At 37.8% G+C, this 24632-nt stretch carries 21 protein-coding genes; 12 read left to right on the top strand and 9 right to left on the bottom strand.

All coding sequences use genetic code 11. The features are described from left to right. Positions 1-126 precede the first annotated feature (126 nt). From alaS to ABS768_RS16260, 3 genes are all read left to right on the top strand, one after another. Positions 127-2754 carry an alanine--tRNA ligase gene (gene alaS / locus ABS768_RS16270; RefSeq protein ID WP_408076023.1) on the top strand — a complete coding sequence of 876 codons (2628 nt, stop codon included), beginning with the start codon at positions 127-129 and terminating at the stop codon, positions 2752-2754. A gap of 125 nt (positions 2755-2879) precedes the next feature. Next, positions 2880-3683 carry a hypothetical protein gene (locus ABS768_RS16265; protein WP_408076022.1) on the top strand — a complete coding sequence of 268 codons (804 nt, stop codon included), beginning with the start codon at positions 2880-2882 and terminating at the stop codon, positions 3681-3683. 58 nt (positions 3684-3741) lie between these two features. Then, positions 3742-4692, top strand: a complete 951-nt coding sequence (locus ABS768_RS16260) for a GSCFA domain-containing protein (protein ID WP_408076021.1) — start codon at positions 3742-3744, stop codon at positions 4690-4692. A 33-nt stretch (positions 4693-4725) separates the two neighbouring features. On the opposite strand, the gene ABS768_RS16255 is transcribed toward ABS768_RS16260, so the two are convergent. Beyond that, positions 4726-6480 carry an aromatic amino acid hydroxylase gene (locus ABS768_RS16255; RefSeq protein WP_408076020.1) on the bottom strand — a complete coding sequence of 585 codons (1755 nt, stop codon included), beginning with the start codon at positions 6478-6480 and terminating at the stop codon, positions 4726-4728. A 223-nt stretch (positions 6481-6703) separates the two neighbouring features. Between ABS768_RS16255 and ABS768_RS16250 the strand changes: the two genes are divergently transcribed. The 3 genes from ABS768_RS16250 to ABS768_RS16240 all read left to right on the top strand — a co-directional run bounded on the left by ABS768_RS16250 (position 6704) and on the right by ABS768_RS16240 (position 11256). Beyond that, positions 6704-7813, top strand: coding sequence for a hypothetical protein (locus ABS768_RS16250; protein ID WP_408076019.1), 1110 nt, complete (start codon positions 6704-6706; stop codon positions 7811-7813). Between the two features lie 392 nt (positions 7814-8205). Further along, the gene (locus tag ABS768_RS16245) at positions 8206-9015 is read left to right on the top strand and encodes a FliH/SctL family protein (protein WP_408076018.1); all 810 of its coding nucleotides are present in this window, start codon (positions 8206-8208) and stop codon (positions 9013-9015) included. 27 nt (positions 9016-9042) lie between these two features. Then, positions 9043-11256, top strand: a complete 2214-nt coding sequence (locus ABS768_RS16240) for a T9SS type A sorting domain-containing protein (RefSeq protein WP_408076017.1) — start codon at positions 9043-9045, stop codon at positions 11254-11256. Between the two features lie 45 nt (positions 11257-11301). Here ABS768_RS16240 and ABS768_RS16235 read toward each other — a convergent pair whose 3' ends face one another. From ABS768_RS16235 to ABS768_RS16225, 3 genes are all read right to left on the bottom strand, one after another. After that, positions 11302-11862 (bottom strand): DUF4136 domain-containing protein, encoded by a 561-nt coding sequence (locus ABS768_RS16235; RefSeq protein ID WP_157484214.1) that lies wholly within the window; start codon positions 11860-11862, stop codon positions 11302-11304. Between the two features lie 60 nt (positions 11863-11922). After that, positions 11923-13911 carry a urocanate hydratase gene (locus ABS768_RS16230; protein ID WP_408076016.1) on the bottom strand — a complete coding sequence of 663 codons (1989 nt, stop codon included), beginning with the start codon at positions 13909-13911 and terminating at the stop codon, positions 11923-11925. A 74-nt stretch (positions 13912-13985) separates the two neighbouring features. Further along, positions 13986-14165 (bottom strand): DUF5522 domain-containing protein, encoded by a 180-nt coding sequence (locus ABS768_RS16225; RefSeq protein ID WP_408076015.1) that lies wholly within the window; start codon positions 14163-14165, stop codon positions 13986-13988. Between the two features lie 31 nt (positions 14166-14196). On the opposite strand from ABS768_RS16225, the gene ABS768_RS16220 reads away from it, so the two are divergent. From ABS768_RS16220 to ABS768_RS16210, 3 genes are all read left to right on the top strand, one after another. Beyond that, on the top strand, positions 14197-14520 hold the full coding sequence (locus ABS768_RS16220) for a hypothetical protein (RefSeq protein WP_408076045.1): 324 nt from the start codon (positions 14197-14199) through the stop codon (positions 14518-14520). An 82-nt stretch (positions 14521-14602) separates the two neighbouring features. After that, positions 14603-15100, top strand: coding sequence for a DUF1761 domain-containing protein (locus ABS768_RS16215; protein ID WP_408076014.1), 498 nt, complete (start codon positions 14603-14605; stop codon positions 15098-15100). 58 nt (positions 15101-15158) lie between these two features. Next, positions 15159-16304 (top strand): 8-amino-7-oxononanoate synthase, encoded by a 1146-nt coding sequence (locus tag ABS768_RS16210; protein ID WP_408076013.1) that lies wholly within the window; start codon positions 15159-15161, stop codon positions 16302-16304. On the opposite strand, the gene ABS768_RS16205 is transcribed toward ABS768_RS16210, so the two are convergent. After that, on the bottom strand, positions 16297-17184 hold the full coding sequence (locus tag ABS768_RS16205; RefSeq protein ID WP_408076012.1) for a diacylglycerol/lipid kinase family protein: 888 nt from the start codon (positions 17182-17184) through the stop codon (positions 16297-16299). The two genes, ABS768_RS16210 and ABS768_RS16205, sit on opposite strands and share 8 nt — an antisense overlap. Before the next feature lie 66 nt (positions 17185-17250). On the opposite strand from ABS768_RS16205, the gene ABS768_RS16200 reads away from it, so the two are divergent. Continuing rightward, positions 17251-18219, top strand: a complete 969-nt coding sequence (locus tag ABS768_RS16200; RefSeq protein ID WP_408076011.1) for an App1 family protein — start codon at positions 17251-17253, stop codon at positions 18217-18219. Positions 18220-18299: 80 nt separating this feature from the next. Then, positions 18300-18581 (top strand): hypothetical protein, encoded by a 282-nt coding sequence (locus tag ABS768_RS16195; RefSeq protein WP_408076010.1) that lies wholly within the window; start codon positions 18300-18302, stop codon positions 18579-18581. Between the two features lie 28 nt (positions 18582-18609). Here ABS768_RS16195 and ABS768_RS16190 read toward each other — a convergent pair whose 3' ends face one another. After that, on the bottom strand, positions 18610-20523 hold the full coding sequence (locus ABS768_RS16190) for an ABC-F family ATP-binding cassette domain-containing protein (protein WP_408076009.1): 1914 nt from the start codon (positions 20521-20523) through the stop codon (positions 18610-18612). 51 nt (positions 20524-20574) lie between these two features. On the opposite strand from ABS768_RS16190, the gene ABS768_RS16185 reads away from it, so the two are divergent. Further along, the gene (locus ABS768_RS16185; RefSeq protein ID WP_408076008.1) at positions 20575-20967 is read left to right on the top strand and encodes a DUF983 domain-containing protein; all 393 of its coding nucleotides are present in this window, start codon (positions 20575-20577) and stop codon (positions 20965-20967) included. On the opposite strand, the gene ABS768_RS16180 is transcribed toward ABS768_RS16185, so the two are convergent. From ABS768_RS16180 to porM, 3 genes are all read right to left on the bottom strand, one after another. Further along, positions 20957-21997: an NAD(P)/FAD-dependent oxidoreductase gene (locus tag ABS768_RS16180; RefSeq protein ID WP_408076007.1), complete on the bottom strand. Its 1041-nt coding sequence runs from the start codon at positions 21995-21997 to the stop codon at positions 20957-20959. The genes ABS768_RS16185 and ABS768_RS16180 overlap by 11 nt on opposite strands. A 70-nt stretch (positions 21998-22067) precedes the next feature. After that, a complete protein-coding gene (porN, locus tag ABS768_RS16175) occupies positions 22068-22994 on the bottom strand; it encodes a type IX secretion system ring subunit PorN/GldN (RefSeq protein ID WP_408076006.1) in 927 nt (308 codons plus the stop codon). A gap of 44 nt (positions 22995-23038) precedes the next feature. Continuing rightward, positions 23039-24604 carry a type IX secretion system motor protein PorM/GldM gene (gene porM / locus ABS768_RS16170; RefSeq protein ID WP_408076005.1) on the bottom strand — a complete coding sequence of 522 codons (1566 nt, stop codon included), beginning with the start codon at positions 24602-24604 and terminating at the stop codon, positions 23039-23041. Positions 24605-24632 lie beyond the last annotated feature (28 nt).

Here is a 24632-nt window from a genome sequence, read left to right as displayed (position 1 = left end):
AAAGGTTGTAAAATCGGGTATTTTGATAAACGAACAAATTTAGCAAATGTTACGGTTTTGCAGTGGTTTTTTTAAGCTAACTGCACCTTTTTTAATTTTTAAAGAACATAAACATTTTCATAAAGCATGAAATCTCAGGATATCAGGAAGCAGTTTTTAGATTTTTTTAAAGACAGAGGTCACTTAATCGTTCCGTCGGCACCTATTGTAACCAAAGACGACCCAACCCTTATGTTTAACAACTCGGGGATGGCACAGTTTAAGGAGTTCTTTTTGGGTAACGGAACACCAAAAAGCAAAAGGATAGCCGATACCCAAAAATGTCTTCGCGTTTCAGGTAAGCACAATGACCTTGAAGAAGTGGGTATTGACACTTACCACCATACCATGTTCGAAATGCTTGGCAACTGGAGTTTTGGTGATTACTTTAAAAAAGAAGCGATTCACTGGGCTTGGGAACTACTTACCGAAGTTTACAAAATAGACAAGGACATACTTTATGTAACCGTTTTTGAAGGCAATAAGGAAGATAACCTCCCAATGGACCAGGAGGCCTATGATATTTGGAAAGAACTTATATCTGAAGACCGTATCCTTATGGGTAACAAAAAGGATAACTTTTGGGAAATGGGTGACCAGGGACCATGCGGACCATGTAGCGAGATACACGTAGACATCCGTTCTGCTGAGGAGAAAGCACAAAAAGCAGGTCGCGAACTTGTAAATGCAGATCACCCTCAGGTTGTTGAGATATGGAATAACGTATTTATGGAGTTTAACCGTAAGGCCGACGGTTCGCTTGAAAAACTACCGGCACAACACGTGGATACAGGTATGGGCTTTGAGCGCCTTTGTATGGTTTTACAAGGTGTACAGTCTAACTACGATACTGATGTGTTTACTCCGCTTATCAATAAAATAGAAAACCTTACAGGTAAAAAATATACTATAAAGGCTGCTAACGATGAGGATGAAAAACTAAATATTGCCATCCGCGTTATTGCAGACCACGTTAGAGCAGTGGCTTTTGCCATTGCCGACGGTCAGCTGCCATCAAACAATGGTGCAGGTTATGTTATCAGGAGAATATTAAGAAGGGCTATCCGTTACGGATTTACTTTCCTTGATAAAAAAGAGCCTTTCATTTTTGAACTGGTTGATACCTTAAGTAACCAAATGGGTGAGTTTTTCCCTGAAATCAAATCACAAAAAACACTGGTTCAAAATGTAATTCGTGAAGAGGAAACTTCTTTCCTTAGAACATTAGACCAGGGGCTTCAGCTACTTGAAAACGTTATTACCTCTACTGAAGGAAAAGTGGTTTCAGGACAAAAAGCCTTTGAACTATATGATACATTTGGTTTCCCTATCGATCTAACTGCCCTTATCCTTCGAGAGAAAGGTTACAGCCTTGATGAGGCCGGATTTGAAGCTGCAATGCAGGAACAAAAAGCCAGATCGAGAGCCGCTTCGGAAGTCTCTACAGCCGACTGGACCATACTAACCGAAGGTAATACCGAAACTTTTGTAGGCTACGATCAGCTGCAGAACGAGGTAAAAGTTACCCGCTACCGTAAAGTAGACTCTAAAAAAGACGGTACCATTTACCAAATAGTACTTAACAATACTCCGTTTTACCCAGAAGGTGGCGGTCAGGTAGGTGATAAGGGTAAACTTATTTCTGCAAACGAAACTATCGAGGTAATCGACACTAAAAAGGAAAACAACCTTATATTACATATCACTAAAAAGCTACCTGAACATATAAACAGTACATTTACTGCACAGGTTGATGAGAAGCTACGTAATGATTCGGCGAGCAATCACTCTGCCACTCACCTGCTTCACCAGGCATTACGAACTGTTTTAGGCACGCATGTAGAACAAAAAGGATCGTTAGTAAGTCCTAACTACCTTCGTTTTGACTTCTCCCACTTCTCTAAAGTGACTGATGAAGAACTTAAACAGGTGGAAAACTTTGTAAACGCAAGAATACAGGAACACCTTCCGCTTATAGAAAGAAGAAGCATACCGTTCCAGCAAGCTATTGACGAAGGGGCTATGGCTCTATTCGGAGAGAAATACGGAGACAATGTACGTGCTATTAAATTTGGCGAAAGCATGGAACTTTGCGGTGGTATACACGTTAAGAACACTGCCGACATATGGTACTTTAAAATTGTAAGCGAAAGCGCAATAGCCGCAGGTATACGCCGTATTGAGGCTATTACTAACGAAGCAGTTAGAGAATACTTTGCTTCTCAGGAAAATGCACTTAGTGAAATTAAAGCCGCCCTTAAAAATCCGCAGGACACGCTTAAAGCTGTTGCTTCATTACAGGATGAAAATACAAAACTAAAAAAACAGGTAGAAGCCTTACTTAAAGATAAAGCCAAAAACCTGAAAGGCGAACTTGCTGCCGAAATACAGGAAATAAACGGAGTGAAATTCCTGGCAAAACAGGTAGACCTTGATGCTGCCGGAGCTAAAGATCTAATTTATGAACTGGGCAACCTTGGCAATAACCTGTTTATTGTACTTGCTACCGCACAGGACGACAAACCTATGCTAACCTGCTATATTTCCAAAGAGCTTGTTGCAGAGAAAGGCCTTAATGCAGGGCAGGTAGTTCGCGAACTTGGAAAACACATTCAGGGAGGCGGAGGCGGACAGCCGTTTTTTGCTACCGCAGGTGGTAAAAACGTAAATGGTATAAATGATGCCCTTGCTGCTGCTGCCGATTTTATAAAATAGTTTTTACAATCAAATTATATAAACGGTCGGTAATCCTACACTAAGGTTACCGACCGTTTTTTATTTCTGTTTTTATTTTTTTATACATTTACAATTAACCAACTAAACTAACAAACACCTTACTCATGAGAAATTTTCTTTTTCTTTTAATTACTGCATTACTTTTTTTGACTCCTTCATGCTCCATAGACGATGGTGCGGGACCCGAAAACCCTGCACAAGAACCTGTATTGTATGAGCACCCTATGCCGAAAGACATAACAATAACATCTGCTGACGGAAGTATCAAATCCATGCATTTTGAATATGCCAACACCAGTAGTTATAGTGGAAAAATCACAAAAATAACATATGAAGACGGCAGTTATGATGACTTTATTTATAATTACGATATCGGCCTGGTAGAGTTAAATAGGGTAAAAAATGGTGAGACTATAGAATATACTCAGTTTGAGTACGACTCTTTTAATTTATTAAAAAAGAGACGATATGTACTAAGGGAAGATGACGAACCATTGGTATATGTAACTACTTTCAGCCATAATACAAGTACTAAGACTCACATGAGACAACAATCAGAGAACGATCCGTATTTTGAAGAACAAAGTATTTCTTTCCAAACTTACTTTGACCATTTTGTTTTCGTTGAAAACTTAAACAACAACACGTCAAGTTCTTTTGAATACACTACAGAAACGTTTTCTCCATATGTTTTTGTAAATAATCGTGAAAACTTACTGTGGATATTTTTCTATATTACTGACAGAAACTGCACTATGGAAAGAAAATACATTGATGGTGTAAATGCAGGGCAGGACAGGTACGACTACATTTATAATGAAAAAAAATTCCCTGTAGAAGTAAAAAAACACAACAACGGATCAAACGAATTACTGGAAACTACAACTTACACTTACTACAACCTTTAATAATTATAAATAAAAAATGTATTACTATTTTTGCTTAAACAAAAGCAATTATAGTATTATGCAATTCAGAACCCAAATACCTGTCCCAAAAAGTAACTCACCTATTAGTTATGATTCTGAGATAGTGTCTTTGGGTTCTTGCTTTGCAGTAAATATGGGAGAGAAATTTAATTACTTTAAATTCCAAAATACCATTAACCCTTTTGGGATATTGTTTCACCCTGTCGCCTTAAGCAGGTTTATAGATTACTCTCTTAACGAAAAGGAATTCACCGAAGCTGATATTTTTCACCACAATGAGCGCTGGCATTGTTTTGATGCACATTCAGATCTTAGTAGTAACAGTAAAGAAGCATTACTGGAAAATCTCAACACCACAATTAAAAACAGCTCACAGAGGCTTAAAAAAGCATCTCACCTTATTTTAACACTAGGCACTGCATGGGTTTACCGCTTAAATAAAACCAACTCTCTTGTAGCTAATTGTCACAAAGTACCTCAAAAGGAATTTATTAAAGAATTACTACCTACATCTGAAATAAAAGAAGCCTTATCAAACATCATTAGAAGCATTACCAAAGTAAACCCAGACATCAGCTTTACTTTTACAGTTTCTCCGGTAAGACATATTAAAGACGGCTTTACTGAAAACCAATGGAGCAAAGCCAACCTCATCACGGCTGTTCATGAAACAATAAAGGAAAGCAATAAAAACACAAGCTACTTCCCTTCCTATGAAATTATGATGGACGAGTTAAGAGATTATCGTTTTTATGCCGAAGACATGATACACCCCAACCAAATAGCTATAGATTATATTTGGGAACGTTTTTGTGAAAGCACTATAACTGAAGACGCCCTCAAAACCATGAAAGAGGCTGATGCCATACAAAAAGGATCACAACACCGATCTTTTAATCCAGAATCAGACCAGCACAAGGCTTTCTTAGTAAAGCTTGAACAGAAAATCATAGCTTTACAGAAAAAGCATCCTCATATTGTATTCTAATAAAAAAGGACGCTTAAAGCGCCCTTTCTGTTATTAGGATATTTTTTCTTTTTCAAATATAAGTTCGAGTCCGCCATCAATTAGGTGAGACACCTCAGGTCGTTTTTTCTTCACCTCATCAAGATGAAGCACTACCTTATTAAGCAATTCTTCCTGTTTGTTTTTATGTAAAAGTTCGGCTATCTCAACAGATAACAACCAATCGTTAGGATGACTCTCTTTCACTTTGGTAAATATCGCTTCAAGATCTCCGGTTGTACCACCTCTTATATCTCTAACCTTTTGATAAAAACCTTCCAGTTCCTGTCTCTCTGCAGATTTTTTAGCTTTTATGGTTTGGCTTGAAGGAACGTGTGTAATAAGATCAAAACTATTCACATCGGCAGGGCCTGAAAAAGCAGAAACCACCTTCTTACCTACCGCCATATCATAAGTTCCCCATTGTGGTTGGAACAATACAGTATTGCCATGGGTAACAGTACAGTCTTTAAAGCTTATCAGGATTATTTTCCCCTGTATGTTTCTGGTCCCGGTTATAATTTCTCCGCTTACGGTTACATCTCCTTCAAATTCAAGAGTAACTCTTTCACCCTCATAAACACCGTATGCTTTTAAGTCACGCGGACTCATATCTTCAATTGCCAGATTAATCCCTTTTAGTTTACCCACAGGGCTACCAAAACCTTCTGCATGATAAGATGTACCATGACCTACCAGTTCTTTTTCCCTATAAGCAAGTGCCGTACCACCGGTACATTGTAAGTAAACAGGTTTACCCTCACTTTCTATAACATTAGAGAAAACTCCCGAAATCTGTACACCTGTACTAAGTTCAACAGTACCTAAAGCGTTAGAGTTAATCAGTTTTTGAACACCTGAGAGTCCTCCTGTACGTAAAGCCATTTTATTAGCAAACTCCTCCAGCACAAGGCTTAAATGAGCAAAATCAGGAGTTACAAAAAGTTGCGGTTGTGGTTTTGTAATATCAAAACTCTGGTAAGCCGCATTTATATCATAAGGTAATTTGGTAACATTATCGGTCATACACCATGCACTTTCACCAATAGACGAAAGCAGTCCTGCACCATATATTTTAGGATCATCAACGGTACCTATAAGTCCGTACTCCACTGTCCACCAGTGCAGGTTACGTATAAGTGCCATTTCACTAAGTTCACCAAGATCATTTTGAAGTTCATCTACCCTTTTCTCGGCAGCTTCAATTTCTTCCTGTGGAGTACCCTCAGCCTCTTTCAAAATGGAAAGCAACCTTATAGCCTCATAAATCTCGTAGTCCCTGGCTGATGAAATTGCTTTGCAGCCAATCTCGCCAAACCTTCTAAGATATTCGGCATATTCCGGATTAGCAATAATAGGCGCATGCCCTGCCCCTTCGTGAATAATATCGGGAGCCGGGGTATATTCTATATGTTCAAGCTGACGGATATCTGAAGCTATAACAAGTACGTTATACGCCTGAAACTCCATAAAGGCATTAGGCGGAATAAAACCATCTACCGCTACGGCAGCCCACCCTATTTCCTTTAGTATCCTGTTCATACCATACATACTTGGTATACTGTCTACCTCAATACCTGTTTTTTTAAGACCATCCAAATAAGAACTGTGAGCCACTTTACTAAGATAATCCACATTTTTACGCATAACATAGCGCCAAACTGCCTGGTTTATGGGAGTATACTCTTCATAATCCTGCGGTTTAATAAACTGTTTCAGGTGCTTAGGCAACCTGTCTATCAACGGATTACTTTCAATAGTAGCATTCATAATATAGTAGTCTTAGTAATTGAGGTAAAATTACGAAATTCTCAATTAATTTCTATCATATAAAAAAAATCAATTGTCAATGTCTGAAAATTAAACTCAATTTTAAATAAATTCGAATAAAAACGAAACTTTAACAGTATGCAATTACAATAAAGGCTTGTATTTTCAGTTTTATTTTTACTTTTACGAACCTTAAACATTAATTAATTTTTAAATTTTCATTATGAAAAAACTTTTTTGCTTTTTAGCTATTGCAGCTACAGCAGCTTTTACATCGTGTAGTAGCGATGACGATTCAGGAAACAACGATAACGGTGGCGGTGGCGACGTAGTAACGGGAATCACCCTTACTTCTAGCTCATCTACTGTTACTTTAGGTAACGCTTTTACTTTTACAGTAAAAAACAACCTGAATGAAGATGTTACTGCTGCTTCAACTATCTATGTAGACGATACAGCTCTTGAAGGTAACACTTACACTGCTACTGAAGCTGGTACTTACACTGTACACGCTACTAACGGTGACTTTACAAGTGCAGATGTAACTGTAACTGTAACTGAAGAAACTATTGTAATAACCTCACTTAGCGTTAGTTATGACGAACAGGTTGTTAGCGTAAACGAAACTATTACTTTTACAGCTACTGCTAACGGTGATATGGATGTTACTGCTGATGCAGTTTTCTATGTTAACGGAACTGAGATAGAAGGTAACACTTTCTCATCTGACGTTGTTGCTACCTATCAAATTACAGCTTCTTACGAAGGTTATACAACTGACGCAGAAAATGATGAAGAATATGCTGTTGTTGCTTTCCTAGATGCAGTTAACTTAACTGAAACTGATTTCACTAACACTGCTTTATTATATCTAGGTACTTTACCAACAAACACTACAACTTATGACTATTGGAGAGTAATAGCTTACAACAGTGAGCTTGCATTTGACGAACTGACAGAAGATCCTAGTACATTTGTTGTATATGATATTGTTGTACCTGCTACAGAAGGAACTATAACTCTACCTAATGATGACACAGCTTTATTTAACACAATTACATCTGTAGTTGTTGACAATGTTAACTACCCTGTAGTTGACGTAAACTTTGAAGGTGCTACATTTGGATTCACTAGTGACCTTTCTGATGACACAGCAACTACAATAGCCTACACAGTTAATGTAGATTTCAATGAAACTGTTTCTTCATCAAACCTAAACATCAACTATGACGGTGCTTATAGCGGATGGTATGACTTAAGTACTCAAGGTCGTTCTGCTAATGTGAACTCTTTCCTAAGCAAAATGTCTCAAAAATCTCCTATCAGAAAATAATTTTTCTTGATATATATTTTTAAAAAGCCGCTCAATGAGCGGCTTTTTTTATATATGCACTTAACGCATATGTTAAAACCAAAATGTGATTAGGTTTTAAATTGTTAAAAAAATAGATTTACACTATATAAATCAAAAAAACCTTACCAAAAATGAAAAGCTCAATAAAAACCTTTTCAAGTAGTATAATTTCATACAGTATCTTTTCTTTTCTCTGTATTCTATTTACTATCCATTTTTATACTTAGACTCAGCATAAGTATATAGCCAACTGTAGTAATACTCATTCTTTTTAGCCAATATATTAAAGTGCTCTTTTAACTAAAGAAAGCACTAGGCATTCTATTACCCGTACAAATCAAAACCAAATATTAACATTAAATTTTTACAAAATGAAAAAATCATTTCTTTTAGCTTTTGGGCTATTATCAATGGGAGCATTTGCTCAAAATACCTTCCCATCATCAGGCAATGTAGGGATAGGAACATCTTCTCCAGTAGTTGACCTAGAGGTTTTGGATTCAGGTCTATTAATTCCAATTGGAACAACCAATTATAACTACGCTTATTTTGGCAGCCGTGTAACAAGTCGTAATACAACTTCAGCAACAGGACTACTAATTAAAAAAAAGAGCGTTATAGGTGTTTTTCCTGACCCTTCTGTAACATCAACACTACTTCAAACCGTAGGAGGTAACTATGACGCAGCAACAAACACTTATACCCTAAGCTCCTATTTAGAATTTAATGCCAAACAAACTGCAAACATGTCGAGAGCAGCTGTTACATTTGGATATCAGGATAATGAATTAATGAGACTCAGTCGTGACGGTAAAGTAAGAATAAGCTCTACTGATATTGCCACACCTGCCGGCTACAGACTATATGTTGAAGACGGTATACTTACCGAAAAGGTAAGAGTAGCTGTAGAAGGAACTGCCGACTGGGCCGATTATGTATTTGCAGATAACTACAACCTTATGCCACTTAATGAAGTAGAAGCTTTCACTAAAGAGAATAAACACTTACCTAACGTGCCGTCGGCTGAAGATGTGGTAAATCAAGGTTTAGACGTTGCACAAATGGATGCTAAGCTACTCGAAAAAATTGAAGAGCTTACACTTTACCTAATTGAGCAAAACAAACAGATTGAAGAACTTAAAGCCGAAATCAAAGAGCTTAAGGAGCAGGATAAAGAGTAATATAAGTTTAACATAAAAACAGTAAACATGAAAAACTTATATATATACACTCTGCTAACACTTTTGTGTTGCTTAAGTGGTTTTTCCCAAACAGAGGATTATATAAAAACCGAAAAGGAAAGAATTAAAAAAGCTCAGGAAATTGAACATAAAATTGAGAGCTTTATATACCAAAACCTTCAGAAGTTTTCATTAACCCCAGAAAAGGAAGAGCAGGTAAAAAATTCAGTTATTGAAGAAAGTAAAGAACACGGACATGAAGTGTTTGACGGTACTATCGAATCTGCCATTTTAGAGATTAAAAAGGATGAATTAAGAAAACTTTACCTGAAAGAAAATCCTGAAGCTAAAATCACCTTAAAAGCAACACCTGTACCGCTTTCTGTTCCTGCCGATTGTATTAACGGAGACTTTGAAGACGGTATTGCAGGATACACCTTTACCAGATGGAGACCAACAGTGAATTTTAATATTGTAGACTGTAATGTAGACACATCAGGTCCTGAATATGAACCCTTTACCCCTACAGGAACCAATAATTTCACTCAGGAAGGGGCAACACTGGTAACTCAGGGATTTGACCCTTCTCTTGAAGCCTTTAATATCCAAATGCCTAGGGTAAACAATGGTACTTTTTCCCTTAAACTAAACAGAAGTGCCGGATCAAGAGATGTTTGTACCATGTCAAGGCAAATTACACCTTCAGATAATATTGTAGCATTTTCATACTCGTTAATTGTACAAAATCCTCACCCTACAATTCCAAACGTACAACCTTTCTTTACAGCACGTATTTATAACGGAAACGGAGACATTATAAGCAACAACCCTATATGTATTAAGGCAGATGCTAATAATGATGTTTTTGACCAGGTAGGAACGGGACAGAATGCTTTGTTATATACTGGTTGGATTTGTGACAGGCTTACCATACCAAGTGAATACGTGGGGCAGCCATTACGCCTTGAGTTTGTAATGACCGATTGCGGACAGGGTGCTCACTACGGAACCGTTTATCTTGATGACATTTGCGGCACAACCTGTGACAACCCGCCTTTTGGATCTATTCAACTTAATGACCAAGGGTATAACTGCCCTACAGATCCTTTTGATGTATGTGGTGTACTTACAGACCCTGAAGGTTCTGTACTTAGCTCAGTTGTATTAAACATACTTGATGAAAACGGAAGTGTATTTACCAGCGTTACCAACCCAACAATGAACGGCAGTGCATTTTGTTTTGAAGTTGACCCTGCAGTATTTAACGGCACAGGAGAATATACCTTCCAGGTAGTTGCTACTTACACAATAGGAACTTTTGTTTATACACTCTCTGCAACGGGAGCTACAGAAGCAACAGATTTAAGTTTCTCTAACGGAGCTAACATTCTAAACTCTTATGTAATTGAAGGGCAATTATACTGGACAGACTCTGACACTAGTTATGATTTAGAATTTGTAGGAGATCCAACCTGTTGCCCTGGAGTTACTCACACCAACCCAAGAACAAATTATTTTGCAACTACAGTAGAGGAAAACAATATCAACCTATACTACGTAGCATATATTCTGAATTACGAATGCTTTAGATGGCGTATTAGAACAAGTTGCGGGAACTGGTCTGAATGGTGTTGTTTAACAACCTCACAGGGCAACGACTTCCCTCCGGAAGCCGACTGGGGTAACCCTTATGAGCCTGCATGTTATGACGAAAATACAAACCTTTGTGAACAGTACCTATATGAAGATGAAAATGTGCCGGCTGACGAGACATCATTTGAGCAACGTGAAATTAGCATCACTGCTGTAAACACTATCAACGCTAACAATGGTAGAGCTATTTACAAGGCAGGTCATTTTGTAGAGTTACTACCTGATTTCCATGCTGAATACGGAAGTTTCCTTCTTGCAGAAATTGAAGAGTGTATACCACAAACGATATTTAACAATATCGCGCTTAAATCTCTTGACGGAGGACTACAGGAAATTGCCCTTGTACAGCAAAGCTTACAGCCTGAAAACGGATTTAAGGTATACCCTAATCCAACAAACGGCAGTATAACTGTACAGTTTGAGGAAGAAGTAAATGAGTTTATACTGTATGATGTTACCGGAAAACAATTGATGAATATTTCAAACTCTGCAGAAAATGAAGCAGAAATTGATCTTTCCAATCTTGCACCGGGAGTTTACTTCCTAACTGCAGACGGAGCACCAATTCAAAAAATTGTAAAGAACTAATTACTTTATCATAAAACTAAAAAGCCGCTCAATGAGCGGCTTTTTTTATTTCTTATTGTCTTTTTGTGGCGGAAACTGAGCAAGTATGTTTGATACAAATTCTTTTATACGTTCCTCCTTCTTATCTCGGTCCAGTGTTAAAACTCCGGTACCTACCCCCTGCCACACCAAATCTTTTTTCTTGGCATCTATAAGGTCTATATACAACGTACCTTCTGTAGATGTGCTAACAGTTGTATAGTTACCACCCCAGCCCCAGGGATAACCGTAATAGCCTCCCCAGCCCCAGCCGCCGTAACCCCAGCCTCCATAAAACTGGTTTACATTGACTTCCTTACGAGCTTTGGTAAAAAAGTTCACCATAAAATCAGGATTTTCACTTTTGGTAAATCCTTTTTTAGCAAACTCTTCATCAATGGCACGAAGAATCCTTTTCTTGTCAAGGTCAGATATATCAGCCTTATCTATACCCGGCTGAAAATAAGCATACGTCCTGTAAGTATTAAATTCAACGGCATCATCATAATCAGCAGCTACTTTAATAGAATTACAGGAACCTGCAAGGACCAAAACAAATAGTAACGATAGCAATTTTATTGTTTTCATAATCCAAAGAGTTAATAGTTCTTATTAATATACAAACTAATAACCTGCTCTTTATGATTATTAGCCCAACAATGCGTCGTCTACCATATTAGGTATAGTCACTTTTAAAAGCGGCTGCACTTCCATTGCTCGTTTTATAGCAAAAACAGCACCTTCGTTTCTCGCCCATCCTCTTCTTGCAATACCATTATTCACATCCCAGAAAAGCATTGATTCTAAACGTCTTGACGCATCACTAGAACCATCAAGAACCATACCAAATCCGCCATTTATAACCTCTCCCCAGCCTACGCCTCCACCGTTGTGGATGCTTACCCAGGTAGCTCCCCTAAAGCTGTCGCCTATCACATTATGGATAGCCATATCAGCAGTAAAGCGGGAACCGTCATAAATATTGGAAGTTTCACGGTAAGGAGAATCAGTACCCGATACATCGTGGTGGTCACGTCCTAAAACAACATAGCCTATCTCGCCTTTGGCAATTGCCTGGTTAAAAGCTTCGGCTATTTTAATCCTTCCTTCTGCATCTGCATAAAGAATACGTGCCTGAGATCCCACTACAAGTTTATTTTCCTGAGCTCCTTTAATCCATTTTATATTATCCTGCATCTGCTGTTTAATTTCAGCAGGTGCGGTTTTAGACATCTCCTCCAGTATATTTAACGCAATAGCATCGGTCTTGGCAAGATCTTCAGGTTTTCCTGAAGCACATACCCAACGGAACGGACCAAATCCATAATCAAAGCACATAGGCCCCATTATGTCCTGAACATAACTTGCGTATTTAAAATCGATACCGTTTTCAGCCATAATATCAGCTCCGGCGCGCGAAGCCTCTAAAAGGAACGCATTACCATAGTCAAAGAAATAAGTCCCCTTAGCGGTGTGCTTATTGATTGCAGCAGCATGTCTTCTAAGTGTTTCCTGTACTTTTTCCTTAAAGGTTTCCGGCTCTTCAGCCATAAGCCTGTTAGATTCCTCAAAACTGATTCCGGCAGGGTAATAGCCTCCCGCCCACGGATTGTGAAGCGAAGTTTGGTCACTACCTAAATCAATATATATATTTTCTTCATCAAATTTCTCCCATACATCTACTATATTACCTTGGTAAGCAATAGATACAACCTCTTTATTGGCTTTTGCCTCAAGCACCCTTTTCACTAGAGAATCGGTATCGGTTACCACCTCGTCAACCCATCCCTGAGAATGACGTGTATGAACCGCTTTCGGGTTCACCTCGGCACAAACCGTAATACAACCTGCAATGTTACCTGCTTTTGGCTGAGCACCACTCATACCACCAAGACCCGACGTAACAAATACCTTACCTTCAAGACCTTCTCCGTTTTTGGAGATTTTTCTTCCACCGTTCATTACGGTTATGGTAGTACCATGAACAATACCCTGCGGACCTATATACATATAACTACCCGCAGTCATTTGTCCGTACTGAGTAACGCCAAGTGCATTGAATTTTTCCCAATCATCCGGTTTGGAGTAATTAGGGATCATCATACCGTTTGTAACCACTACCCTTGGCGCAGCCTTATGCGAAGGAAACAGTCCCATTGGGTGACCTGAATACATAACAAGCGTTTGTTCTTCGGTCATTTCACTAAGGTATTTCATAACCAGCCTGTACTGTGCCCAGTTTTGGAACACCGCACCGTTACCACCATAGGTAATAAGCTCATGAGGGTGTTGTGCCACAGCATAGTCAAGGTTATTTTGTATCATCAGCATAATGGCTTTTGCCTGCTCTGATTTCCCCGGATATTCTGAAATTGGTCTTGCATACATTTCGTAATCAGGACGAAAACGGTACATGTAAATACGTCCGTATTTCTCCAGCTCATCAGCAAATTCCTTAGCCAGTTCGGCATGGTGCTGCGGTTCAAAATAACGCAATGCATTGCGCAGTGCCAGCTTCTTTTCTTCTGCCGAAAGTATTTCCTTACGCTTAGGCGCATGGTTAATAGTTGGGTCATACGGCTTCGGTTGTGGTAACACCGAAGGGATTCCTTCCTGTATCTGCTCCTTAAATGTCATAGTCTCAGTATTCAGTTGTTAGTGTTCGTTTCTCATTATCTTTAGCAACATAAATTGTTGTTATAGATAAGTACTTATTTTTTTCTAAATGTTCCGGTATTTTTATCGTAGCCGTAAGCACAGTGCCTGCAGCCATTTTTACAGCAATAGCCTCTTTTTAAATGAAACTTTTCGGTAAAAACCTTATAGCCTTCGGGTGTAAGATAATAATCTTCACCTTCTATTAATTTATTTTCAGAATTTTGCCCACTCATGCGCGCAAATTTATGAACTTTACATTTAATGATGGTAATTGTGTCTAAATATTTAATTCCGAAAGGATATACTGCAATAACCCTATTTCCTTTTATTATTTTAAGAAAAGAGGAATACAGGCAAAATACAACTTTACTCAACCATGAAAAAATCCATTTAAGGCAACAGCTTGAACTGCTTATACTGCCTTTTTATCTTTGGTATTGTATTGAGTTTCTAATACGCTTCTTGGTATACAGAAGATGGAACAAAGCCTACAGGAACATAAGCTTTGAACGGGAAGCTTATGCTAACGAAAATGTTGCCGGTTACCTGAAAAACAGAAGGTTACTATCTTTCATATTATTCATATAAAACCCAAAATTATCAACAATACAATATTTTGTAAGCCAATAAATTATACATTTACCATTACAAACACTAAAAACAAATAATTATGGGTATTAACTGGCTTGCAGTTTTAGCAGCTGCATTATCTACACTTGTTGTAGGTTTTATTTGGTACAATCCTAAGGTTTTTGGAACCGCCTGGATGAAAGAAACAGGTATAACAGAAGAAAAAGCAAAAGAAGCTAACATGTTTAAGATTTTCGGCATGGCTATCCTCTTTGCCTTTTTTATCTCATTCATATTGCAGTTTATGGTAATCCACCAGTTTGGTCCTATGGGCATGGTGGGCGGTCCTGATTTCTTTGCTTCAGCAAAACCTTCTTACGCTGCTTTTATGGCTGATTACGGAGGTGCATACAGGACTTTTAAACACGGGGCACTTCATGGCTTTATGGCCGGACTCTTTTTTGCCCTTCCTGTTATAGGTACCAATGCCCTTTTTGAAAGAAGAAGCGCTAAGTACATACTAATTAACGGAGGCTACTGGGTTGTATGCTGTACCATTATAGGGGGCATCGTTTGCTCATGGCCTCTAGCGAAATAAAAAATATAACACAATAAAAATCTCCTTCGGGAGATTTTTTTATTTTCTTTGCTTCACTTTGAGCACCACATTTTCTTATACTATTTTCAAATCGGCACAATCCCTTCCTGATGAATGGGACAATATTGCTGCGCAAAACATTTTCCTCTCGAAAAATTACCTTCGTGTACTGGAAAACGCTTCTCCCGCGAATATGGAATGTCACCTTATAGGTTTACTTAAAAACAATACCCTTTGCGGCATTGCCATTGCACAGTATATAGACCTTACCAGAATAAACACTTTTGGAGAAGAAGAAAAAAAGAAATTAAGCATTAAGGATTATCTGTTCAAAAAGTTTTCTTCACACATCCTTATTTTAGGTAATAACAAACTTACCGGACAAAACGCCTTTTGCCTAACGCAGGACATTGAAGAAACAACAGCAATATCATTATTTAGGCAGGCACTTAAAAAATTACGTAAACAATACCTAAAAAAATGCATCGCTATTAACCTTACACTGGTAAAAGATTTCAATAAAAAAGAACTCCCTGATTTCAAAGCTGCAGGGTTTAAAAACTACTATCAGTTTTGTACACAGCCCAACATGATTTTCGACATCAGGCCTGAATGGGATTCTGTAGATGATTATCTGGCTGCACTCAACACCAAATACAGAACTCAGTACAACAGGGCTCGAAAAAAAGCAGAAGGTGTGGAAAAAAGAAAGCTTAACGAAGAAGAAATAAAAGAACACGAAAACCGCATTCATGAACTATACCTAACCGTAGCGCAAAACGCTCCGTTTAACACCTTTTTTCTACCCAAGGGACACTTTTATACTTTTAAGCAACAGCTAAAGAACAAGTTCCTTTTTTATGGTTATTTCTCTGCGAACACCTTAATAGGCTTCAGTACCCTTATTAAGAACAACAGCGATATGGATACCTATTTTTTAGGTTATGATGAAAGTATACAAAAAGAAAAAATGCTATATCTCAATATGCTTTATGATATGGTAGCCTATGCCATAAAAAAACAGTTTAAGCATGTAATTTTTGCCCGATCGGCTATGGAGATAAAAAGTTCGGTAGGTGCCTGTCCCGAAGAGGTGTACGGCATTATTAAACACCATAACACACTACTCAATATTTTTATGAGTAGGCTATTCCCTTATTTTGATCCTAAAATACAGTGGAAAGAGCGTAATCCGTTTAAGTAGCATCGGGCACTGCGACCTTCATTTGCCTGTGCAGTATTTTAATATCAAGCCTGTCTATTTCTCCGCAAAACTCTCCGTCTATCTGGAAACATACCGGAACATCTGTAGTTATAAGAGCTTCATCTGTAGATATAATTTCTACGTCTTCACTTTTATCCAAAGGCATTTTACCTGCCAGTATACGCCCGATAAAAAACACATCAAGGCTTTTTAATATTACAATTTCAAATTTACCGTCGTCCATTTTCCCTATCGGATTTATGGTTACACCTGTACCATAGCGTTGGGTATTTGCAATAACAATCATTCGCGCTTTGGTTTCAACCGTATCCCCGTTTGCTTCAATAATCACATGGAAAGGATCCCTAAGCTCGGTCAAAGTATTAAATGCCTGAAGCATATACCCCAACTTACCGCGCAGGCTACTATTTTCATAATTACGTATTAGTTCGGCATTAACCCCTATATCACTTAAATGCAGACTCATCTTATCGTTAATGCTAACCATATCCATCTCCATATACCCCCCATTAAAGGCAATTTCAAGATTCTCCTCTACATCTTCAGGAAGTTTAAGGTCTACTGATAGTCCGTTTGCCGATCCGGCAGGCAGTACACCAATCACCACATTTTCATGCCCAATAGCTTCAGCTATCATCTTTACAGAACCGTCTCCTCCCGCCACCATAACTCTTTTAGGTTTATGTTTTCTGTAAAGTTCCTTAATCCTACTTTCATCATCTTTACCCGTAGTTTCATATTCAAGTAGTGAAACATCCTTATTTTTGGCATATTCACGGGCAGCTTCTATCAGGTTTGTTTTATCATTCCCTCCTGCTATGGGATTTATCACCAGTAAATATTCCTTTTGCGCTTCCATTTTCTTTTTTCATTAAATTTAATTAAATTACGGTAACGAACCTTCTTACAAAAATCATAAATTTTAATGAAGCCAATTTTACGATTGTACCGCGGCTATGCCAATGAAGATGAACTAATAGTTTTTGGCCACATATTTAAACCCAACAAATCCAATAGTTATGAATTTGAGAAGAAGCGTTTTAAGAATGCAAAGTCGATTATCAGAATGTTCAGACTAAAGACAATAGCCAATGCCGACGTGTACCTTGAACATAACGGCAGGAAAATACACACCAAAACACTTGATGACGGTTACTTTAAGTTTTGTATCCCTTTAAAAGAGAAAATAGGCCATGGCTGGAACGATTACTACGTAAGCATGACTTATAAAGGAAAAGAAGTTAGGGAGCACGGTACTTACATAAGGCCTTATGAGGGCAACTTAGGCTTTATATCTGATATTGATGATACCTTTTTAATATCACACACCCGTAACCTTTTCAAAAAGCTTTACATCCTTTTATGGAAAAACATTAACGGTCGTAAGATTTTTGAGGGAGTAGTGCCCCATTATCAGGCATTGAGTACCGCGGGGCGTAATAAGAAAGATGAGAAGAATGCTTTTTTTTATGTTTCCAGCAGTGAATGGAACCTTTATAAATTCATTGTAAAGTTTACCGAGATTCACGAACTGCCACGTGCCGTACTCCTTTTAAAGGATATTAAAACCAGCCTGATGGACTTTTTTGTTACGGGACGCGGAAATCACGGACATAAGTTTGACAAAATAAAACATATACTGGAATTTTATCCACACTTGGAATATACCCTTTTGGGAGATGACTCACAGGATGATCCTTACTTGTACGAGCACATCTGTAAAATATTCCCCGTAACAGTAAGGGCTGTATATATAAGGCAAACCGGGCGCAGCAAAAAAGATAAAGCACAGAAGGCACTTAACAATATCGAATCGTTAAACATTGCGATCTGTTATTTTAAAGACAGCCATGAAGCCATTAAGCACTCCAAAGAAATAGGACTTATTCAGTAAACTTTAAGTTTACCTTACCTATTTTTTAACAGTTCAAACCTTACCTTTATACTTTAACCTTTTTAAATACCTAAGTGATTATGAAAAGATTAATGATTTTATCAGGAATCATGGCTATGTTATTTGTAGCATCCTGTAAGGACAAAAAAGAGACACCACCAACACCGGACCCGGTAGAGAACCCGGCACCCCCGGCAACGCCACAACCAACAACAACAGCTCCTGCTGAGGAAGACCCTGACGGAACTTCGATAAGCATAAGCAAAGACGGAGTTAGTTATGAGAACAAGGATGGTGACAGCGAAAGTAAGGTAGAAGTCTCAGGAAAAAATTCTGAGGTGGAAATAAAAACCAAAGAATAAAAAAATCCCTGCAAATGCAGGGATTTTTTTATTGTAGACTTTCCATCTCTTCCTGAACGGTTTCCCATTCCTCCATCAAACCTTCAAGATCTTTTTTCTTTTTCTCATAGGCTGCAAAAAACGAAGCATCAGCCATTAGTTTCTCATAATCGGTTTCCAGTCGCCTGTCATCCTTCTGAATATCAACTTCCAGGCTTTGTATCTGCCCTTCAATTTTATTTAGCCTGTTTTGCAGGGTTTTATTCTTCTTCTGGTCTTCATAAGAAACCTGCTGTTTCACTTCCTTAGGAGCTTCTTTTACCACAACATCCTTTTTTTCCACCTCCCTCATATTCTGAAGGTTTCGCTGCTCCAGATAAAAGTTGATGTCTCCCAAATATTCTTTTATTTTCCTGTCCTTAAACTCATATACCGTATTGGCCATCCCCTGAAGAAAGTCCCTGTCGTGAGAAACCAGCAGTAAAGTACCTTCAAATTTCTTAAGGGCAGCCTTTAAAACGTTTTTAGACTTAATATCAAGGTGATTGGTAGGTTCATCCATTACAAGCACGTTAATAGGCTGTAAAAGCATTTTACAAAGCGCCAGGCGGTTTCTTTCCCCTCCCGAAAGCACTTTTACCTTTTTCTCCACATCATCTCCCCTAAAAAGGAAGGCACCAAGCATATCCCTAACCTTCGATCGGTTAGTATCGGTTGCTGCATTTTCCATGGTTTCTAAAAGCGTAATCTCACCATCAAGATATTCTGCCTGATTTTGGGCAAAGTACCCCAACTGAACATTATGCCCCAGTTTTATATTACCGGTATAGTCAATCTCCTTAACAATAGCTTTTATAAGTGTAGACTTACCCTGACCGTTTTGCCCTACGAAAGCAATTTTACTTCCTCGTTCAATAAGCAGATCAATATCACTTAAAATGGTTTTCTCCCCATATTTTTTGGTTACATTTTCGGCTTCAACCACAACCCTACCCGGAGTAACGGAAACAGGAAAGGAAATATTCATTACCGAATTATCATCCTCATCAACCTCAATACGGCCTATTTTATCCAGTTTCTTGATAAGTGACTGTGCCATGGAAGCCTTAGAGGCTTTGGCCCTGAACTTCTCAATCAGCTTCTCTGTCTGTTCAATTTTCTTCTCCTGATTCTTTTGGGTAGCCAGCTGCTTTTCCCTTATCTCTTCTCTTAGTACAAGATATTGTGTATACGGCTTATTAAAGTCGTATATCTTACCAAGTGATATTTCAATAGTCCTGTTTGTAACATTATCAAGGAACATCTTATCGTGCGACACAATAATTACAACCCCCGGATAATTTCGTAAAAACTGCTCCAACCAAATGATACTTTCAATATCAAGGTGATTGGTAGGCTCATCCAGAAGCAATACATCATTGTATTGCAGCAGGAGCTTAGCCAACTCAATCCTCATTCGCCATCCGCCCGAAAAGGTATCGGTAAGCTTATCAAAATCTTCTCTCTTAAAACCAAGTCCCAAAAGTATCTTCTCGGTATCCCCTACATAGTTATAACCTCCAAGTATCTCGTAATGATGCGTATGGTCACTTAAATCTTCTATCAGTTTGGAATACGATTCACTTTCATAATCCGTTCTTGTGGCAAGCTGCTCATTTATATCATCAATCTTAGCCTCAGCCCTCTTGATTTCCTCAAAAGCCTGATAAGCCTCTTCAAGTACGGTTCTTCCCCTTACAAAATCGATATCCTGACGTAGGAAACCTATTTTAACCTCTTTCTCTGTAGCTATAACACCCGAATCTGGCGGTATATCGCCCGAAAGGATTTTTAGCATGGTAGACTTACCGGCTCCGTTTTTACCAACAAGCCCTACCCTGTCTCCGGCACCAAGCCTAAAGGTTACTTCTTCAAACAAATAAGTTCCGCCAAAAGAAACCGATAAATTATGTATATTAAGCATTATCTGTTTTTATTTAATTGTAAATTTGTGTGAAAACCAAATTTTTTGCAAATGTTAAAAAAAGGATCCAAACTATATAGCATTTTAACAGGAACATGCCCTCGTTGTCAGGAAGAAAGCATGTACATAGATAAAAATCCCTATAATTTGAGCAAGGTATATAAAATGCATGAAAATTGCAGCCACTGCGGACTGCATTATAAAATAGAGCCTTCCTTTTTTTACGGAGCAATGTATGTTAGCTATGCGGTTGGTGTTGCCTTTAGCGTTGCAGCCTTTATCATTAGCTATGTATTTTTTAACAGCAGCCTTAAAACAGCCTTTATCGCTATTGTTACTACACTTATAGCACTTATGCCCATTAGCATGCGTGTATCAAGAAATATTTGGATTAATTTCTTTATCAGCTACGATAAAAACTGGAAAAACAACACTAACGCTTAAACCTAAGGAAACTTACTGTTTTATCTACAGGAATATTATTCTCAATAGAATCAAAAAGTACTTTAGCCATAGGTGGCCCTAACATTACACCACGTGTACCCAGTCCGTTTAAAAGGTGTACTCTTTTGTATAATTCGTGTGTACCAACAAGAGGCTTCCTATCTTTAACAGTAGGACGTATACCTGCCAAATGCTCCAGAATTTCATAATCACATGAAATAACTTCTTCAATTTTTTCTATAAGTTCCTTTTTACCCACTTCGGTAGGAACAGGTGTTTTATCATACCATTCGTATGTAGCCCCAACCTTATAAATATCGTTACCAATAGGAAGAATAAACACACTTGCATTTATTGCAACATCAAGCTTAAGTTCAGGAGCTTTAATAACCAATAATTCCCCCTTGGTACCATCTAACGGTAATCCTTTAAAGTATGGATTATCATGTAGCCCAAAACCTTCAGCAAAGATAATATGCTTAGCTTTTATCCCTTTATACTCTACACAATCAGCAGTAACGTTAAATTGATTATAATCAAACGTTTCTCTTATAAGCTGATGATCTTTCTCAAGATATTCTTTATAAGCATTTAGATAAACTCCGGTATCAAGATAACCAGTATGCATAACTTTACCAAAACCGAAAGGAGAATCAATTCCGTTATACTTGGTATGAATAACCGAAGTAGAAAGAAACGGACTTAGCGCAGGCTTATCAGCCGCTTCAAACCAGTTATTTTGCTCTTCAGCTGATACGAATTTTCTGCAAATAGGAATAGGAACATCAAACTTTAAATTAAGTCTTTGCTCAATATTACTGTAAAAAGGTTTTATGTACTCTATATGCTCTTTAGCGTTAAGAGGCATACTAAAGCGTTTTAATATTACTGGATTATACAATCCGGCAGCCACATAACTGGAGTTTTGAGAAGCATCACTAATAACAGTAAACGATTTATTATTCAAAAATGCTGTCTCAGCAAAACTTACACCTGCCAGTCCGGCACCAACAATTATATAATCTTTCATGGTGTAAAAATAAAAAACTCTTACTTAAAAAAGTAAGAGTTTTTAATATTGTATATAAGGTAACTACTTATTAGTAATTCCACATATCCTGTTCAAAGTTACGAATAACTTCTTTCAGGCGTTCAGCTTCAAGAAGCTGCATTTGTGAATTATCTTTTAAATAGTCCTCGATAAGTCTGTCACCATATTCGTTTTCAACTTTAACTATAGTAGCTGAGAAACGTCTGGAGTTTAACAGGTGATCGAAAGTAATTGGCATTGCAGAGTTTCTTGGATTAAATGCATCTTCTCTGTGCAGAATATCTCTTGCAGCAGGGAAGTAAACCCAGAAAAGTTGAATTGGTTCTGCATCAGCACCCATCCTCATTTTAGTAAGGGCATCAATAGCCATAGGACAAATACCTATCATTCTGTATTTCAATTCACCTTGTCTTTTATCAAAATACCAGTACCCTTCAATCATGTACTTAGTAACATCGGCAGCTGTAACCTCAGAAGTATCATAATGCTCAGCAGTTAAAATACCTTTAGCCTTAAGTTCTTCCTGAGAAGTACCAATGTATTGGTTAGTAACCTCGATACCGTAATCATTTAGCTCTTTATAACTAAATAACTGTTCGATATTTTCAGGAGTAATTTTATCCCTGAAATAAGAGTCACCATAAACCTCTGTTAATTCACCGTCTTTAATTGCAGTTGTTAAAACATTGAATAGAGACTTTCTATTTTCGCCCAGGTTATCTTCAACCGGAAAATACAAAGGGAAATTAATTCTCTCGTCAAGGTCTATCACTTCCCACACTCTCTTGCTGAACAGGATATCTCTATCCCCTACATAACCATACGGTAGTGGATTATCATTGTCCGCAAGCATCTCGGCTTCGGTCTTCTTACCTATCTCATCCGGTGTTTTTGCATTAAGCACGTTAGATTGAGCAAAAGCAGAACCTGTACCTAACATAAAAAGAGCCGCTAATAAAATTTTTCTACTATTCATATTTTAATTTTAAGCTGTAAAAGAAAAACGTTCTTTTAAAAATATTATTGTACTTCCCAAACAAGAGGACTAGAAGGCCTTACTTTATAGCCGGGAGCACCCTGTACATCAACCTGAACTCTGTTGATTGTAATTTGATCTCCTCTTGATGCTCTGGAAATAGCTTTTAAAGCCTGAGCATTAAACTTGTTACCCTGACAAATAATAGCCGGGTTACCAGGAACATAAACCTCAAAACTCTTAACAGTAGTTGTTACATCAAATACGAAGTCTTTAAACACTGCGTTGATTGTAGAGTTAGAAAGGTCATTTTTGTTACCTTTTGCTGAATCTGTTTTACCTCTTACAGAAGCAGAAGGTTGAGGAATATCTCTTACGTTAAATGTTTTCTTGTCACTAACAACAGTACCATCAGGTAAAGTACCCGTTACAGTAACTACAGCAGTTTTACCTTGAATACCATTAACATTCCAGTTGTACTGACCTGCTTTGCTAGCTTTAGATAAACCTTGAGCGTTAGCTTTAACATTATTATCTGAAATACCTGCAAATGAAATAGTCATAGGGTTTTGTACACCTCTATAAACAGAGTTCATTTTATCTGCAGAGATAGTAGCAGAGTTTGGTTTAGGTACAACTACATAGTTACCTTTAATTGGTAATTTGATGATAGAGTCACCTTCTTTAAACTGGAATTCACCATTAATATCCTGCTCTCCAATGTTACCTGCATTGAATTCAAACATAGTTTGACCAGCCTGCATAGCATCTTCACCAAGTGTTTGACCGTTAACAACAACACTGTGAGCTTTAAGGTTAGGGTCTTTTTTACCTAAGATAATTTTACCGGTTACTTTTTCCCCAGCAAAGAAAGCAGTTTTATCCGGAACAACGATAGCTTCAAATGCACTTAAAGATGCCATTTTCTTAGTACCTTCAAGGAACATACCAGAAAGCAATTCGTTTTCTGTTACCCTGATATCGTTCTCTAACTGAGTTAACTTAGTTATAGAAGCAATTAGAGGGAACCCTTTATAGTTATAATCTAACCATGGAAGAGTAGTACCTGCATTTTTAGACTTAACCGGCTCGATAGCAAACCTTTTGTCAAGTTTCTTTTTAGTTTCCTCAAGCATGTCCTGTGCAGCAATTTGCTGAACAGTACGATTATAATTTTTAATTTTATCAATAAACTCCTGACCTTTTTTTGAAGGTTTATCTCCTTCAAAGAAAAGCTCATCAAGCTTATCTCCTTTATCCATTTCTTCATAAGGAAGGTTACCGTCTAAGTCTCTCTCGTACTCATTAGTAAGCTCTTTCTTAAGATTCTCTACGTAAGTGTAGAATTCATTTGAAGCATTTCTGATTTTCTCAGCTTTCTCCTTTTTAGTAAGGTAGTAACCTGCCTGCTCTTCAGCTTTAGCCGATAACTGAGTAAATAAATCAGTATTGTTAGTTTCTACTAACTTATTTGAATCTTCAATTTTGATATTTAATATACCGAAAGCCGATAATACCTCTTTTGACATATTAAGAGCCATCATAGCGATGAAAACCAGATACATCAGGTTAATCATCTTCTGCCTAGGGGTTAATTTTCCTCCTGCCATTTCCTAATTAGTTTTTTTGTTTTTTGGT

Origin of the sequence: Flavobacterium rhizophilum, assembly GCF_046000485.1 — a bacterium.
GTDB lineage: Bacteria > Bacteroidota > Bacteroidia > Flavobacteriales > Flavobacteriaceae > Flavobacterium > Flavobacterium rhizophilum.
Note: the sequence above shows the minus strand (reverse complement) of the source record. Positions and strands in the feature narration are given on the sequence as shown.

Bases quoted from the DNA above. Each gene is read 5' to 3' on its own strand.
- ABS768_RS16205 (WP_408076012.1), bottom strand. From the start codon at position 17,184: ATGGAAGCGCAAAAGGAATATTTACTGGTGATAAATCCCATAGCAGGA.
- ABS768_RS16250 (WP_408076019.1), top strand. From the start codon at position 6,704: ATGAAAAAACTTTTTTGCTTTTTAGCTATTGCAGCTACAGCAGCTTTT.
- ABS768_RS16225 (WP_408076015.1), bottom strand. From the start codon at position 14,165: ATGAGTGGGCAAAATTCTGAAAATAAATTAATAGAAGGTGAAGATTAT.
- ABS768_RS16195 (WP_408076010.1), top strand. From the start codon at position 18,300: ATGAAAAGATTAATGATTTTATCAGGAATCATGGCTATGTTATTTGTA.
- ABS768_RS16235 (WP_157484214.1), bottom strand. From the start codon at position 11,862: ATGAAAACAATAAAATTGCTATCGTTACTATTTGTTTTGGTCCTTGCA.
- ABS768_RS16185 (WP_408076008.1), top strand. From the start codon at position 20,575: ATGTTAAAAAAAGGATCCAAACTATATAGCATTTTAACAGGAACATGC.
- porM (WP_408076005.1), bottom strand. From the start codon at position 24,604: ATGGCAGGAGGAAAATTAACCCCTAGGCAGAAGATGATTAACCTGATG.
- ABS768_RS16215 (WP_408076014.1), top strand. From the start codon at position 14,603: ATGGGTATTAACTGGCTTGCAGTTTTAGCAGCTGCATTATCTACACTT.
- alaS (WP_408076023.1), top strand. From the start codon at position 127: ATGAAATCTCAGGATATCAGGAAGCAGTTTTTAGATTTTTTTAAAGAC.
- ABS768_RS16230 (WP_408076016.1), bottom strand. From the start codon at position 13,911: ATGACATTTAAGGAGCAGATACAGGAAGGAATCCCTTCGGTGTTACCA.
- ABS768_RS16245 (WP_408076018.1), top strand. From the start codon at position 8,206: ATGAAAAAATCATTTCTTTTAGCTTTTGGGCTATTATCAATGGGAGCA.
- ABS768_RS16265 (WP_408076022.1), top strand. From the start codon at position 2,880: ATGAGAAATTTTCTTTTTCTTTTAATTACTGCATTACTTTTTTTGACT.
- ABS768_RS16190 (WP_408076009.1), bottom strand. From the start codon at position 20,523: ATGCTTAATATACATAATTTATCGGTTTCTTTTGGCGGAACTTATTTG.
- porN (WP_408076006.1), bottom strand. From the start codon at position 22,994: ATGAATAGTAGAAAAATTTTATTAGCGGCTCTTTTTATGTTAGGTACA.
- ABS768_RS16255 (WP_408076020.1), bottom strand. From the start codon at position 6,480: ATGAATGCTACTATTGAAAGTAATCCGTTGATAGACAGGTTGCCTAAG.
- ABS768_RS16220 (WP_408076045.1), top strand. From the start codon at position 14,197: ATGGTAATTGTGTCTAAATATTTAATTCCGAAAGGATATACTGCAATA.
- ABS768_RS16180 (WP_408076007.1), bottom strand. From the start codon at position 21,997: ATGAAAGATTATATAATTGTTGGTGCCGGACTGGCAGGTGTAAGTTTT.
- ABS768_RS16260 (WP_408076021.1), top strand. From the start codon at position 3,742: ATGCAATTCAGAACCCAAATACCTGTCCCAAAAAGTAACTCACCTATT.
- ABS768_RS16200 (WP_408076011.1), top strand. From the start codon at position 17,251: ATGAAGCCAATTTTACGATTGTACCGCGGCTATGCCAATGAAGATGAA.
- ABS768_RS16240 (WP_408076017.1), top strand. From the start codon at position 9,043: ATGAAAAACTTATATATATACACTCTGCTAACACTTTTGTGTTGCTTA.